We start from the raw sequence: 14355 nt of genomic DNA on the forward strand, positions 1-14355 counted from the left end.
CTCGGGAAGCGGTCACCCGGTCAGTGTGCGCCTCGCGAACGCGTTGCACAAGGGCGGCGCGCGCTCGATTCGCGTTTTCGCGAGGAGTTACGTATGCTTGGTCCTCGGCAGTGAGCCCCAAAGGTTCACCCGGCCCCATCGTTTAGCGGCCTAGGACGCCGCCCTTTCACGGCGGTAGCACGGGTTCGAATCCCGTTGGGGTCACTCCACAATTAAACAAGCATGGCCCTGTAGCGCAGTTGGTTAGCGTGCCGCCCTGTCACGGCGGAGGTCGCGGGTTCAAGTCCCGTCAGGGTCGCTCCGAGCGACGGGCCCTTTTTTCGAAGAGGGCCTTTCGTCTAGGACGCGGCAGGTCTTGTATGAGAGATGCCGTGCGGCTCTGTAGCTCAGTTGGTAGAGCGTTCGACTGAAAATCGAAAGGTCACCGGATCGATGCCGGTCGGAGCCACAAGGGTGATCGTTACAGTCACCCCAGGAACCCCCGCGTAGCTTCTACATCGCGGGGGTTTCGTCTTTCTTCAGCGCCTGACGCGGTAGCCGAGATACACCGACCCGTTCGCGAAGCGGCGCTCGTCGATGAGTTCCAGGTCGAGACGCAGCCCCTCGTCGAGGAAGCGGATGCCGCCCCCGACGATCGCAGGCGCGATCACGACGTGCACCTCGTCGAGCACGCCGGCGCGAGCGGCAACCGAGGCGAGCCGACCGCCGCCGATCGCGATCGGGGTGGCGGAGGCATCCATCATCCGTCTCACCTCGTCGGGCTCGAAGGACCTGCGCACCTCGGTGCGGCGGGTCGTGACGGAGTCGAGGGTCGACGAGTACACCACCTTGTCGAGGTCGCGCCACTGCAGCGCGAACTCGCGCTCCGCCGGCGGAAGGTCGTCGAGAGGGAAGTCTTCCCACGCCTTCATCACCTCGTAGACCCGACGCCCGTAGAGGTGCGTCTTCGCAGGGGCGAAGAGCTCGTTGACGAACGAGTGCACCTCGGCGTCGGGCGTGGCCCAGTCCCAGCGGCCGTCCGGACCGGCGATGTAGCCGTCGAGCGAGGCGGAGTTGAAGTAGATGAGCGAGCCCATGCGTCGGCACGCTACTCGGCACGCCGTTCGCGGGCCAGCGTCTTCGCGTTGCCAGCGAATCGTCAGCAACGACCACTTGCGGTCGGGACGGATGCTACGGCTATTGTTTCTCGATAGGTACATACCGTTTATCGATAGGCAGGTTGGCATGCAACGCACCACGATCGTCGTCCTGAAAGTCCTCATCGCGGCGCTGCTCGCGCTGCTGCTGTGCTGCCAGGTGTTCGTGGTCCCGGCCGTCGCCGCGCAGTCGGCGGTGCGCTACTCCGAGATCTCGTACTTCGAGGTCCCGGGCACGATCGTCGGCATCCTCTTCCTCCTGTGCGTGCAGGTGGTGCTCGTGTGCGTGTGGCGCCTGCTGTCGCTCGTCCGCGAAGACAGCATCTTCAGCGAGAGCGCGTTCCCCGACGTCGACGTCAGCCTGGCCGCGGTCGCGTTCGCGACGTTCCTCGTGCTCGTCGCGCTCATCGCACTGAGCCTCACGGGATTCATGACGCCGTCCATCACCCTGCTCCTGCTGCTCGGCGTCGTGGTCGGCGCCGGCCTGTCGCTCCTGATCGTGGTGCTCCGGGGCCTGCTGCGGAAGGCCTCGCAGCTCGAGCGCGACCTCTCGGAGGTGGTGTGATGCCGATCATCATCAACCTGGACGTGCAGCTGGCGAAGAAGAAGATGTCGGTCACCGACTTCGCCGCCGCGATCGACATCACCCCTGCGAACGTCTCGGTGCTCAAGAACGGCCGCGCGAAGGCGGTGCGTTTCACGACGCTCGACGCGATCTGCCGGGTGCTCGAATGCCAGCCCGGCGACATCCTCGAGTGGGTGCCCGACGACCACCCTGCCGCGATCGCCGCGGCGGCGGAGGGCGAGGCATGACCGCAGCGACCGCGGGGGGCAGAACGGCGCCGGCGTGGAGCTCGACGGCGATCGCCGAGCTGCTCGACGTCGTGCGCTGCGCGGTGTGCGGCTCGGGCATCGTCGCCGAGCGGCGCTGCCCCGCCTGCGGCGCGGACTTCCGCGGCGCGATCGGCCGCGATCTGTGGGCGGCGTCGCAGGACGCCGTCGATGCGCTCACAGCGCGACAGCTCGCGCTCGAGCGCGTGCCGATCGTCCCGGTCGAGGCACCGAGCGCCGCCGTCGCTGCGGAACCCGTCGTCGCCCACCACCCTCCGGCTCCGTCGGCGACACCCTCGCCGGCGGCGGGACCTTCCGCGACCGTGCAATCCGTGCTCGCGGTCGCGGGAGCCGGGCTCGTCGCGGTGGCCGCGGTGGTGTTCACGTTCTTCAACCCCGACCTCGCCGATCCGCTGCCGCGCGCGGCGATCATCGGAGCCATCGCCGCGGCGTTCCTCGGCGGATCGGCGTTCCTCGCGCGCCGCGGCCTGCGCTTCTCCGCCGAGGCGATCGGCGCCCTCGGCGTGGTGTTCCTGGCCCTCACCATCGCGACCGCGCTCGCGCTGCTTCCGTCCGGCCTGGACGGATGGATCTTCACCGCTCTGACGACGCTGGTCGCCGGCGGCGCCCTCGCCGGGCTCGCCCCGCGTGCCGGCATCCGCGCGTGGCTCTGGAGCGGTCTCGTGGCTCTGGCCTTCGTCCCGCTGATGCTCGGCCTCGCGACCCCTTCGGCGCTCGCGACGACAGCCGGCTGCCTGGCCTCCGCCGCCGCGGCGAGCGCCCTGGTCGCCTTCGCGTCCCGCGGGTCGGCCGGCTTCGCCCGCCCGCTCACCGCGGAAGTCGTGACCCTCACCGTGGTCCAGTTCGGCTTCGTGGCCGCCGCGCTCGTGACGGTGCGGGGAACGGATGCCTCCACCGGCGTCTCCCCCGCGTACCTCGCGAGCGCGGCCTTGGTCGCGATCGCCGCCCTGGCCGCGGCATCCTCCCGGCACCTCGCGGGAGCGCTGTGGAGCGGTGTCGCCGGTGCGGCGATCGTGGCTGCCGCGGCGGTGCTGCCCCTCACCGCGGCGGGTCTCGGCAACTGGCTTGCGGCGTTCCCCGTCGCCGCCGGCCTCGGGCTCGTCGTCGCGGGTGCGCTCAGCCCCCTGCATCGCGTGGTCGCGCGCGGTGCCTTCTTCGCCGGAGCCGTCGCGGTCGTCGCGGCCGTCGCCGCGATCCCGACGCTCACCGCCTTCCTGACGCTGGCGGGTGTCATCGCCAGCCCGAGCACCGCCCTCCCGTCGGCAACCGGGCTCGCGCTCACGGTGGGGCTGGCTGCCCTGGCCTTGTCGCTCGCGTCGTTCGCGGCGATCACGACCCCGCACGGCGTCGCACTCGCCGGTGCGGTCGGGGACGAGGCATCCGTCCCCCTTGCCCCCGGGTTCGGGGCGGACGCCGTGCCTTCGGGGCGCGCGCCGTACGCCCCGAGCGCACCCGATGCGCCCCGAATCCCGGACGCCGAAGCCGACCCGCTCGAGTCGTGGCGGCCGCCGGCCATCGGGACCCGGTGGCTCGGATTCCTCGGCGCGTGGTACGCGGTGCTCGCGTTCCTGACGGTGCTCGCGCTGCCGGACCCCGAGGTGTGGGCGCGCATCGCGATCGGGCTCGTCGCCGCTGTTGTCACCGGTGCCGTGTCGACGACGCGGCTGCGGGATGCCTCGGCCGCCGTCCGCATGCCGCTCGTGGTGGGTGCGCACGCGGCCGTCGCCTTCGCCGCGGTGCTGTCGTGGCGCGACGACGACCTCACGGTGTGGGCGGGCGCCGCCGTCGTCGCCACCCTCGGCGTGCTCGCGCTCACGGTCCCGCGTGCGGCGCGGTTCGTGCACGTGGGAGTCGGATTCGCTTACGCGCTGGTGGTGCTCGCGACGGCGCTCGCCCGTGCGGGCGCCGACCCGCTCGTGGTGGTCTGCCTCACCACCTGTGCCGCCGGCGCGGTCGCCATCTCGGTCACGTTCGCCCGGCGGGTTCCGTCGCGCGAGTGGTATGCCGTGCTCGTCGTGACGGCCGTGCCCTTCGCCATCGGCGTCCTGCAGGTGGTGTTCGAGCGCAGCGGCTGGACCGCCTTGTCGACCGCGGTGATCTTCTGCCTCGCGCTGACACTCGTCACGACGACGCGACCCGGGCTCGGCGTCGTCGTGCGCACGCTCGCCGCCGCGACCCTCGTGCCCGCCGTCGCGGTGGTCGCGGTGTGCCTCGGCGCGCAGCTGCTGCCGATGAGCGGCTCGCCGATCGTGCTCCCCGTCATCGCGGCGGTCGTCGCCGGCGTGCTGGCGTCGGCGGACCTCCTCGCCGCCGCGCTCTCGCGACGCCTGCCGGCGGCACACGTGCGAGCCGCCGGGCTCGCGGTCGAGGCATCCGCTCTCCTCACGGCGGTGATCGCCGTCGGGCTTTCACTGGTTCGCCCGTCGGCGGGGCTGCCGACCACGCTGCTCGTGCTCGTGATCCTGGGCATCGGGTTCGTCGCGACCGCCCTCTTCTCGCCGCGCCGCTACGCGTGGCCGCTCGCCGGCGCGGCATTCACGGGCGCCCTGTGGAGCGCGTGGGGCATCGTCGGCGTCACGGGCCTCGAGCCGTACCTGCTGCCGCCCGCCCTGGGCATCGCGATCGTCGCTGCCTGGCTGACCGCGCGCGGGCGTCCGGCGGTCGGCCTGTACTCCGTGGGCCTCGCCGTCGCGGTGGTCCCCGTGCTGATCGCGCTCGCGCTGGACGGCACGGATGCGGCGATGGCGGCCCTCGCGATCGACGCCGGCTTTCCCGCCCGGGCATACGCGCTCGTGGGCGCATCGTGGGCGTTGGTGGCAGCATCCGTCATCGTGTCCCGCGTGTCCGCGCCACGTGTGCGCCGCCTGCGACTGCTGCGCGCGCCGACGCTCGCGGTCGCGATCGCCGCGGCCGCTGCCGCGGCGGTGCAGGGAATGCGGTGGGGTACGGGGCTCGACGCCGCACCCACGGACCCGCTCATCGTCGCGGCGCTCGCGTTCGGACTCGTCGGCGCCGGGGCAGCGGCGAGCGCCGGACGATTGCTCCACGTCGGGGCGACGCCGGAGACGCCGCTCTCCCGGACGCGCTGGCTCGGCGCCCCCGCCGTGCTGATCCTCGGGGTCGCGGCGTGGCCGGCGATCGAGCGGGACTGGTTCGTCATCTGGACGATGTGGGCGCTGCTGCTGGCGCTGCTCACGCTCATGGTGGCCGTCGCCGCGCGCGGCCTTCGCGCGCCGACCGCGCTGCCACCGGTGTGGTTCCTGTTCGCGGTGTCGTTCACGACCGCGGTGGTCGCGTGGAGTCCTCGCGACCTGCGCGTCGAGTGGTTCTCGCTGCCGCTCGGGCTCTTCGTCCTCACGGCCGGGGCGCTCGCGCTGCGCCGGCCGGCACCGTTCGCGCCCCCGCGGTCGTTCGAGGCGTGGCCCGCCGGCTGGACCGGGTCGTGGCCGCTCCTCGCACCCGGGCTCGTGACGATGCTGAGCGCGTCGGTCGCGGCGACCTACACCGACCCGCGCACGTGGCGCGCGATCCTCGTGATGGCGATCGCACTGGTCGCGATCCTGGTGGGCGCCACCCGGCGCCTCGCGGCGCCGTTCCTCATCGGGATCGTCGTGCTGCCGGTCGAGAACGTGCTGGCGTTCATGGTGCAGATCGGCCGGGGCATCGAAGCGATGCCGTGGTGGATCACACTGTCGGTGGTGGGAGCGGTGCTGCTCATCATCGCGGTCGGCTACGAACGGAGGGCCGGCGACGGCACCGGGCTCGCGGCGCGGCTGCGCGACCTCGCCTGATCGGGCGGCTCAGGACCCGAAGGTGACGTCGACCTGTATCTCGGTCGCGAGCCGCTCGAGCTCCTGGGTGAGGGCGGCGAGATCGACGGATGCCGGGATCCGGGCCGTCACCGTCGCCTCGAAGAGCCGACCGCCGTACATGGCCGCCTCACGCGTCTCGGTGGTCATGCGGTCGATGCTGATGTCGTGGGAGCGCAGGACCGTCGTCATCTCCCTGACGATGCCCGGATGGTCGTTGCCGATCACCTGGAGGGTGAGCGGACGCATGGCGGCTGCCTCCGCGGAGGGCTCGGAGCCGGTGCTGACCGTGACGGACAGCAGCCCGTCGAGCACCGACAGCGACTCCCGGAGCTCGTCCGCGCGCGCCGGGAGGACGGAGACCTCGACGACCCCGGCGAACACCCCCGACAGCTCGGCGAGCTGGCTGTTCTCCCAGTTCCCGCCGTGGCGGTCGACCACATCGGCGACGGCCGCGACGAGACCGGCCCGATCGCCTCCGACAAGCGTGAGCACGAGGATCGTCATGGCTCACAGCGTACCCATGGGGCGTCCCGCGGGGTCAGCCGGATCGCTCGGCGAGCATCGAGGTCATGCGCGAGATCTCGATGCGCTGGTCGGAGTCGAAGTGGTTGGCGAGCTGCGCGAGCTCCGCCTCCGCACCGTCGGCGCTGCCGAAGAGCTCCGTGATCATCACGAGCGCACCCTGATGGTGCTGGATCATCGACTGCAGGAACAGCGTGTCGAAGTCCTCCCCCTCGGCGGCCTCGAGCGCCTCCATCTGCTCGGGGGTCAGCATCCCGGGCATGAGCGTGTGCTCGTCGTGCGCAGCATCCGGATCCCTCACCGGCTCGCCGCGGTTCTGCAGCCACGTCTCGAGCTGGACCATCTCGTCTTCCTGGCTGATCCGCATGCGCTCCGCGAGGAGACGGATGTCGCGGTCAGAGGTGCGGTCCTCGACGTACCCCGTCATCTCCAGCGCCTGTGCGTGGTGGTGCAGCATGTCGCGCACGAAGACGACGTCCGTCTGGGTGTGCGCTTCCGGCGTGACCTCGAGCTCCTCGCCCGGCGCGAGCGTACGGCCATCCTCGCCGGGCGCGCCCAGCTGGACGACGGGGGCAGTCGAGGTCGGGCGAGGTTCGGGCGGCGTCGCGGTGCATCCGGTGAGCGCGAGCGCGATGACGAGCACAACGCTCACCCGAGCGACGACTGGGGTCACAGAACGCTCCTCCGACACCGATGACGGGAACTGAAGTGCCCGAATCGATCCTAGCCAGGAGACATAGAAGACCGATAGATTCCGAGCATCGGCCTCCCCCAGGGCCTGGTTCGGGCACGCTGTCGTGCGCGGGCTCCTGCCGGAGGCATCCGTTTTCAGCGCAGTGAGAGGGGCACGTCCGATGAAGAACTCCCGATCCGCGCGATGGCGCAGACGCACGCTCGCCGCAGCAGGAGCCCTCCTGCTCGGTATGTCGGTGCTGACCGCCACCGCCGCATCCGCCGAGAGCGACCCCCGCGAGGGCGCCCCTCCCGGCTACCTCGATGTCCCAGAGATCACGAGCAACATCGAGCTGCTCGCGAGCCTCCCGCGCGTCGCGCCGTTCGACGCCCCTCCCGGCAACTTCGGCTTCGTCAACTCCGACCTCGCCTTCAGCGGCGACAACGCCATCGTCGGCAACTTCAACGGCTTCCAGGTGTACGACGTGTCGGATCCTGCGGCTCCCACGCTGCGCGCGTCGTTCGTGTGTCCGGGAGGCCAGGGCGACGTCTCGGTGTACGGGAACCTCCTGTTCATGTCGGTCGAGGAGACACGCGGCCGCATCGACTGCGGCACTCAGGGCGCCAGCGGTGCCGTGAACCTCGAGCGGTTCCGCGGCGTGCGCATCTTCGACATCACCGACATCGACCACCCGGTGCAGCTGTCCGGCGTGCAGACGTGCCGCGGCTCGCACACGCACACCCTGGTGACCGACCCCGACGACCCGGCGAACATATACATCTACAACTCGGGGACGTCGGGCGTCCGCCCGGCCGCGGAGCTCGCCGGCTGCGAGAACGTCTCGTCGAACACCCAGAACCCGGTCACCACCGGCAACCCCACGCAGTGGCGCATCGACGTCATCAAGGTGCCGCTGGCGGCACCCGGGACGGCGGCGGTCGTGAGCCAGCCGCGCATCTTCACCGATCCTGCGACGGGCGCCTACAACGGCCTGCAGAACACCCTCCAGGGCACGCTGCACCCGTCGGGCGCTGCGTACAGCCCGGTGCCCAACACCAACACGTGTCATGACATCACGGCGTACCCCGAGATCGGCCTGGCCGCCGGCGCCTGCCAGGGCAACGGCATCCTGCTCGACATCTCCGACCCGGCGAACCCGGTGCGACTGGACGCGGTCTCCGACCCGAACTTCTCGTACTGGCACTCGGCGACGTTCAACAACGACGGCACGAAGGTGATCTTCACCGACGAGTGGGGCGGCGGCACGTCGGCCCGCTGCCGCGCGACGGACAAGCCCGAGTGGGGCGCGGACGCCCTGTTCGACATCGTGGGCGGCAAGCTGCAGTTCGCGAGCTACTACAAGCTGCCCGCGGTGCAGACGGCGCAGGAGAACTGCGTCGCCCACAACGGGTCGATCGTGCCGGTGCCCGGTCGTGACGTCATGGTGCAGGCCTGGTACCAGGGCGGGCTGTCGGTGATCGACTTCACCGACACCAAGAACCCGAAGGAGATCGCGTATCTCGACCGGGGCCCGATCAACACGCCGAACCCCAACGGGCTCAACCTGGGCGGGTACTGGTCGACGTACTGGTACAACGGCAACGTCCTCGGCAGTGAGATCGCGCGCGGCTTCGAGACGCTCGGGCTCACGCCGAGCCAGTGGATGTCGGCCAACGAGATCGAGGCCGCCGGAGAGATCCACCAGGCCGAGTTCAACGCCCAGCTGCAGACGAGGCTCGAGCACGCACCGAGCTTCGCGGTGGTCGGGGCGTACGTCGATCAGGCGGAGCGCGCCGGGTCGCTGACACCGAAGGCGATCCAGCAGGTGCGCAAACACCTGGCGGAGGCCGAGGTGCTCTCGGGCGACGGCAGCGCGAACCGCGCGGTCGCCGCGCAGCTCGACAACGCCGCTCGCAAGTCTGGCGCCGCGCCCGGCTCCGACGTGGCCGAGTCGATCGCCGCCCTGAGGGCGCTGTACAGCTGACACGACGCCGATCGCAGTCCCGGTGCCCGGCGGTCTTCGGACCGTCGGGCACCGGTCGTCAGGGACGCCTCGGTGTGCGGCGCCGGTCTCAGCGCGGGACGAGCTCTGAAGTCACCGGGAACGGCAGCCGGAAGCGCTCGGGATCGGCGCCGACCGCGGATGCCGCGCCATACTCGTCCGCGACGACCGTGACGCCGCGGACGCTCGCCTCGGCGATCCGCACCGGTCGCTCGGTGCCGTCCGCGAGGCGAAGGGTCCATCGGTCGGCGAGATAGCCGATGCCGAGCTCTTCGAGCAGCTCCTCGGCGGCGAGCCACTCGAGGTCGCCGTCGGGTGTGCGCTCGCGGCCGAGCAGGTCGAAGACGCGGAAGCCGTCGCCGGAGGCCAGCATCCATCCCAGGATCTCGCCGTCGGCGCGGCGGTGTTCGAGCCAGTCCGCAGGCAGCATGGGAAACGAGCGTACCGACACCGACGCCGACAAGCGACGCGGATCATCCACAACCCGCGCCGTGGTCGGGCTGTCGGCCGCAGCATCCGGGTAGCATCCCCTTCAGAGATCGCACGTGGGGATGCGCGGTCCGGACGCGGGGAGTCGTATGGCCACCTTCGGCACACCTCCCGCCCGACGGCCGTCGGCGCGGGTGCGTCGCCGGCGCCTGTTCGCAGGCATTGCGGGCGTTGTCGTGCTGCTCGCCGTGATCGGCGGAACGGTCGCGGCGATCGGATTCGCACGCGCGGGCGCCGACGACCAGGAGACGGATGCCGCACCCGCCCCGAGCGCGTCGGCTGCGCCCACGCCCTCGCCGACGCCGCTGACGCCGGAAGAGCAGCTGCTCGCCTCCACCACCGACCCGGCGGCATGCGCGGTGAGCTTCACCGGCGACGGCATCGCCGACGCGCCCATGCTGCAGACGCAGGGCGCACTGTACGCAGGCTTGCCGATCCCGTCACGCGACGGGCTCGTGTTCGCGGGCTGGTACGCGACGCCGGCGGATGCCGCGGCCTTCGCGATCCCCGGACGCGTCAACGGCTCCGAACCCGTCGTGTGCGCCGATCAGCGCGTGACGCTGCACGGCGCGTGGATGAGTCCCGAGCAGAACGCGGCCGAGAACGCCCGCATCCCGATCCTGATGTACCACCAGTTCACCGCGAACCCCCAGGGCGAGAGCGGCTGGCTGCGCGGGAACTACGCCTACATCGGCGACTTCGACGCGCACATGAACCACATCGCGACGACGGGCTTCTATCTGCCGACGTGGGACGAGCTGTCGGCCTTCATCGACGGCCGCCTCTTCCTGCCGAACCACTCGGTGATCGTCACCGACGACGATGCCGATCAGACCTGGTTCGACCTCGCGGCGCCGGTGGTGGACAAGTACAAGGTGCTCACGACCTCGTTCATGATTACGGCCTACCGGCAGGATCCGCCGCCGAACGTCTACGTGCTGCGACGCTCGCACACGCACGACATGCACCGCGCGGGCGCGAACGGCGACGGGCTCATCACGAACCTCTCCGTGCCGGAGATCGTCGCCGACATGGAGGCGTCGTACGGCGTGCTCGGGGTCAAGGAGATCATGGCGTACCCGTTCGGGCACTACAACGACACCGCGAAAGAGGGGCTGCGCCAGGCCGGCTGGGAGATGGCCCGCACCATCGAGCCCGGCTACGTCACGATCGGCACCGACAAGCTCGCGCTGCCGACGGTGCGTATCAACTACGGCATGGGACTGGACGCGCTGATCAACCTCATCGGTTGACGCCCGCACACCACACCTGAGGCCCAATACCGGTTTCCCTTAAGGTGTGTCAAGTTTTCCGAGGAAAACTCTTCCGGTCAGGCCGTCGCCGCAGTACATTTACATCGCGCAGGGGGGCGCGGTACCCGAAACCAACGTTCCTCTCGACCCGACAACCCGGCCGGGTCTGCGCACTGGGGTTGGCCTGCACGACGATGTCGTCGTGCCGTCCGACGGGGAAGTACATGTCTGCTAAGGACGCGTCGTTGTGCGCGCGGTGGACCGCGGTCTGAAGCCGACCGCGATCAACGCGGCGCCCACGGGCGCCGGAGGAGTGACCCGAACGCTCCTCCGACGTCCACCCCTGACGCGCCCGATTCTCGACGCGCTTCCCGACGCGATCGCCCCTCGCGTACAGCCGTCGCTGGAGCGCCGCCATCTCTGGGAGCGGCGCTACCGGCGACGGTTGGTCGCGACCGATGCGGCGTGCGTCACCGCTGCGGCCATAGCCGCGATGGTCTTCGAGACACGCGAGGTCGTGCCCCTCGCCGCGCTCATCGAGCCGGCACGTATCGGAGCCTTCGTCGTCTGCGCCTGGATGATCCTGCTCTGGCTCGCCCGCACTCGCGAGCCTTCCGTACTCGGTGCGGGAGCGGCCGAATACATGCGAATCGGGCATGCCACGGGCTTCGCCTTCGGCATCCTGTCGACGGTGTTCATCCTCGCCCAGCTGCCGGGACTCCGCGCCCAGCTCATCGTCGCGCTGCCCTGCGGGCTCGTCGCCCTCGTGCTCAGCCGCCGATTGTGGCGCAAGTGGCTGATCCACGAGCGCGAGCGGGGCGAATGCGTCTCGCGCGTCATCGTCGCGGGTACCCGCGACGATGTGGAGTACGTCATCGACAAGCTCACCCACGACCCCCATCACGCGTACATGGTCATCGGCGCGACGACGACGGACGGGGTGTTCGACCCGATCGACATCGAGGACCAGCACTACCCGGTGATCGGGTCGATCCGCCTGACCGCGGCATACGGACGCGCGGCCGGCGCGGACGCCATCGTCGTCGCCAGCACGCCCGAGAACGACCGCGATTTCGTGCGGCGGCTGGGGTGGGAGCTGGAGGGCAGCGCGGCCGAGCTCGTGCTGTGCAACCGGCTCACGGACGTGGCCGGGCCCCGCCTGTCACTTCGGCCCCTCGACGGACTTCCTCTCGTGCAGGTCAAGATCCCCGAGTTCGAAGGGGGTGTCCACGCCATCAAGCGCGGCATGGATGTCGTGCTGTCGCTGATCGCGCTCGTGCCGATCGCGATCATCGCACCGTTCGTCGCGATCGCGATCAAGCTCGACTCGCGAGGGCCCGTGCTGTTCCACCAGTTGCGCGTGGGGCGCGACGGCCGGCAGTTCTGGATGTGGAAGTTCCGCACGATGGTGGCCGATGCCGAGTTGCGGCGTGCCGAGCTGCTCGCCGACGATGAGGGCGCCGGCCCTCTCTTCAAAGTGAAGAGCGACCCACGCGTCACGCGCGTGGGCGCCGTACTGCGACGGTTCTCCATCGACGAGCTGCCGCAGTTCGTGAACGTGCTGCGCGGCGATATGAGCATCGTCGGACCGCGCCCGCCGCTTCCGTCGGAGGTGACGTCGTACGACGGCACCGTCTCTCGCCGCCTGTACATCAAACCCGGCATCACCGGACTCTGGCAGATCAGCGGACGCAGCGACCTGACGTGGGCCGACAGCGTCCGGCTCGACCTGCGCTACGTCGAGAACTGGTCGATCGCGACCGACCTGATGATCATGTGGCGCACCGCGCACGTCATGATCGCCCCCAAGGGGGCTTACTGATGTCCCTTCACAAGACTTGGCCGGCGACAACGGCGTCGCCGGCCGCCAAGAACCGGATCCGCGGTCACACACCGGTCGCTCTTCGCCGGGTGCGAACCCGCGCTTGATGCGCAACGGTGGGCCCGTCCCCCCAAACGGGCGTGGCCGCGGGTCCCTGGGACATCCGCGCGGGGGATTCATTCCCGCACCGGAATATGTGCGGGAAGTTCTTGAGGGCCGACGCCTCCGGATCCCTCGCCCCGCCTACGCCCAGACGACTCGCACGTCGGAGAATTCGACGGCCTGTTCCGTCTTGTAGTCCTTGAACAGGCGGAGCCATGGTCCTCGCTGGGCCGAGGCTGCGAGCGGTGCGACGATCGGGTCGCCGTCGCCCGCGGTCATGCGGATCTCATCGTCACCGACGTCGATCCGGAGGTGCACGGCGGTACCTGCGGCGGGCGCGTCCACGGCGCCTGAGGCAGCCGCATCGCCCGTGACCCCCTCCTCGTACGGAGCGATCTGGATCGCGCCGTCGACGCCCAGCGTCAGCTGAAAGCCGGTAGCGTCGCCCCGCCGGCCCTGTCCCCCCGGCGCGTCGCCGGTCAACGCGAACATCACGCCCACGGCCCCTTTCGGCGGGATGGCCTCCGGCCACGCGATGGTCACGTCCAGACGGTGGAGCCGTCTGGACGCGGCGGCGAGCGAACCCATCAGGTAACTGGTCGCCTCCGTGCCCTGAATGCGTAGGGACTTCCTCGACGGGACGAAGGTGGGCTGCGAGGACCAGCCGAGGGTGTCGATCCCCGAAGGCAGATCCCCGGGCGCTCTCCGGCCGCTCGCGAAGGCGTCACGATCCGCGGGCCTCCCGTCGATGAGGTAGGCGACATTGGAGCACATGATCCCCTTGATGCCGAGGCCGGCGAGCCGCTCGACCTCATCGTGGAAGCGCACCTCCCAGCACATCACTGGAACGCCCGTGCCGACCACCTTCCGGATGAGCTCATCCGAAGACGAGGTGGGCACGCCGAGGATGTCGAATGTCGCCGCGAACTCGTCGAGCCGGTCGAGCTGCTCCTCGTCGAAGTAGCCCCACGCCCGATAGCCCCTCTCCTTGGCAGCGCGCACTTGCGCTGCAGGCGCCCATTGCTTCCAGACGAAGCGCTCGGTCGAGCGCGCCTGGGTATCCAGGATGTCGAGGATCGGCATCGTGTTGGTCCCCTGCTTGTCCTCGATGAAGACGAGCACATCCGGGCCGAGCTCCCGCAGGACGTCGTCGAGCCTCGACACCGGCTCCAGCGGGGTGTTGATGCCGAGCCAGCTCCGCGCGTCCACCTCGAGGGCGCTCACCTCGCTCCACGTCATGTCGCCGATCGCTTTGTCGACGCCGAGGACGCGCTGGGCGGACAGGTCGTGATGACAGATGAGGACGCCGTCGGACGTCGAGCAGACCGAGATCTCCACCGCGTCGGCGCCGGCGAGTGAGGCGTTCCGATACGCCGTGAGGGTGTGCTCAGGCCAGTTGTCGCCGCTGCCGCGGTGGGCGACGGCGAACCTCGGCTGCGCGAGGAGCTCGGCGACGGAGGACGGTGCCGGTGGGCGCGAAGGCGTGGGCGACGGTGTGGGACTGGGCGACGGCGACGGGCTCGAGGGCGCGGTGTTCGGGGTGGCGCGCGGCCCCGGCCGCGCCGTGCAGCCCGCGAGGACCACGGCGGACAGCCCCACGACGAGGAAGCCGCGACGCGAGATGGGGGTCGGTGTCACTGCGTCTCCCCCTTTTCCTCGTCGGTCTCGGATGCCTCCTCCGCGAGGAGGCAT

At 70.4% G+C, this 14355-nt stretch carries 11 protein-coding genes and 3 tRNA genes; 9 read left to right on the top strand and 5 right to left on the bottom strand.

All coding sequences use genetic code 11. The features are described 5' to 3' along the window. Nucleotides 1-131: 131 nt before the first annotated feature. From ACFC1K_RS00205 to ACFC1K_RS00215, 3 genes are all read left to right on the top strand, one after another. Nucleotides 132-204, top strand: a tRNA-Glu gene (locus ACFC1K_RS00205). Nucleotides 205-224: 20 nt separating this feature from the next. Then, nucleotides 225-298: transfer RNA gene (locus ACFC1K_RS00210), tRNA-Asp, on the top strand. 77 nt (nucleotides 299-375) lie between these two features. Beyond that, nucleotides 376-448: transfer RNA gene (locus ACFC1K_RS00215), tRNA-Phe, on the top strand. Between the two features lie 70 nt (nucleotides 449-518). Here ACFC1K_RS00215 and ACFC1K_RS00220 read toward each other — a convergent pair. Then, nucleotides 519-1076, bottom strand: a complete 558-nt coding sequence (locus tag ACFC1K_RS00220) for a dihydrofolate reductase family protein (protein ID WP_375869931.1) — start codon at nucleotides 1074-1076, stop codon at nucleotides 519-521. A 148-nt stretch (nucleotides 1077-1224) separates the two neighbouring features. Here ACFC1K_RS00220 and ACFC1K_RS00225 point away from each other — a divergent pair, with 148 nt between their 5' ends. The 3 genes from ACFC1K_RS00225 to ACFC1K_RS00235 are packed head-to-tail and all read left to right on the top strand — an operon-like array spanning nucleotide 1225 to nucleotide 5779. Beyond that, nucleotides 1225-1701 (top strand): DUF2975 domain-containing protein, encoded by a 477-nt coding sequence (locus tag ACFC1K_RS00225; protein WP_375869932.1) that lies wholly within the window; start codon nucleotides 1225-1227, stop codon nucleotides 1699-1701. Beyond that, the gene (locus ACFC1K_RS00230; protein WP_375869933.1) at nucleotides 1701-1949 is read left to right on the top strand and encodes a helix-turn-helix domain-containing protein; all 249 of its coding nucleotides are present in this window, start codon (nucleotides 1701-1703) and stop codon (nucleotides 1947-1949) included. Before ACFC1K_RS00225 ends, ACFC1K_RS00230 begins: the two co-directional genes overlap by 1 nt. After that, nucleotides 1946-5779 carry an SCO7613 C-terminal domain-containing membrane protein gene (locus ACFC1K_RS00235; RefSeq protein WP_375869934.1) on the top strand — a complete coding sequence of 1278 codons (3834 nt, stop codon included), beginning with the start codon at nucleotides 1946-1948 and terminating at the stop codon, nucleotides 5777-5779. The genes ACFC1K_RS00230 and ACFC1K_RS00235 overlap by 4 nt, the downstream gene beginning before the upstream one ends. Before the next feature lie 9 nt (nucleotides 5780-5788). Here ACFC1K_RS00235 and ACFC1K_RS00240 read toward each other — a convergent pair whose 3' ends face one another. Both ACFC1K_RS00240 and ACFC1K_RS00245 read right to left on the bottom strand, forming a co-directional pair. After that, nucleotides 5789-6304 carry a glycine cleavage system protein R gene (locus ACFC1K_RS00240; RefSeq protein ID WP_375869935.1) on the bottom strand — a complete coding sequence of 172 codons (516 nt, stop codon included), beginning with the start codon at nucleotides 6302-6304 and terminating at the stop codon, nucleotides 5789-5791. 34 nt (nucleotides 6305-6338) lie between these two features. Next, nucleotides 6339-6995, bottom strand: a complete 657-nt coding sequence (locus ACFC1K_RS00245) for a DUF305 domain-containing protein (RefSeq protein WP_375869936.1) — start codon at nucleotides 6993-6995, stop codon at nucleotides 6339-6341. 181 nt (nucleotides 6996-7176) lie between these two features. Here ACFC1K_RS00245 and ACFC1K_RS00250 point away from each other — a divergent pair, with 181 nt between their 5' ends. Continuing rightward, on the top strand, nucleotides 7177-8979 hold the full coding sequence (locus tag ACFC1K_RS00250) for an LVIVD repeat-containing protein (RefSeq protein ID WP_375869937.1): 1803 nt from the start codon (nucleotides 7177-7179) through the stop codon (nucleotides 8977-8979). Nucleotides 8980-9067: 88 nt separating this feature from the next. Here the strand turns inward: ACFC1K_RS00250 and ACFC1K_RS00255 are convergent, their stop codons facing one another. Continuing rightward, a complete protein-coding gene (locus tag ACFC1K_RS00255) occupies nucleotides 9068-9427 on the bottom strand; it encodes a hypothetical protein (RefSeq protein WP_375869938.1) in 360 nt (119 codons plus the stop codon). 148 nt (nucleotides 9428-9575) lie between these two features. On the opposite strand from ACFC1K_RS00255, the gene ACFC1K_RS00260 reads away from it, so the two are divergent. Together ACFC1K_RS00260 and ACFC1K_RS00265 are read left to right on the top strand one after the other, a co-directional pair. Next, the gene (locus ACFC1K_RS00260; protein ID WP_375869939.1) at nucleotides 9576-10739 is read left to right on the top strand and encodes a polysaccharide deacetylase family protein; all 1164 of its coding nucleotides are present in this window, start codon (nucleotides 9576-9578) and stop codon (nucleotides 10737-10739) included. Between the two features lie 247 nt (nucleotides 10740-10986). Next, nucleotides 10987-12561 carry a sugar transferase gene (locus tag ACFC1K_RS00265; RefSeq protein ID WP_375869940.1) on the top strand — a complete coding sequence of 525 codons (1575 nt, stop codon included), beginning with the start codon at nucleotides 10987-10989 and terminating at the stop codon, nucleotides 12559-12561. 243 nt (nucleotides 12562-12804) lie between these two features. Here the strand turns inward: ACFC1K_RS00265 and ACFC1K_RS00270 are convergent, their stop codons facing one another. After that, complete coding sequence (locus ACFC1K_RS00270; protein WP_375869941.1) at nucleotides 12805-14355, bottom strand: glycerophosphodiester phosphodiesterase; 1551 nt, start codon at nucleotides 14353-14355, stop codon at nucleotides 12805-12807.

Source organism: Microbacterium sp. NPDC056057 (assembly GCF_042266945.1).
Lineage (GTDB): Bacteria > Actinomycetota > Actinomycetes > Actinomycetales > Microbacteriaceae > Microbacterium > Microbacterium trichothecenolyticum_C.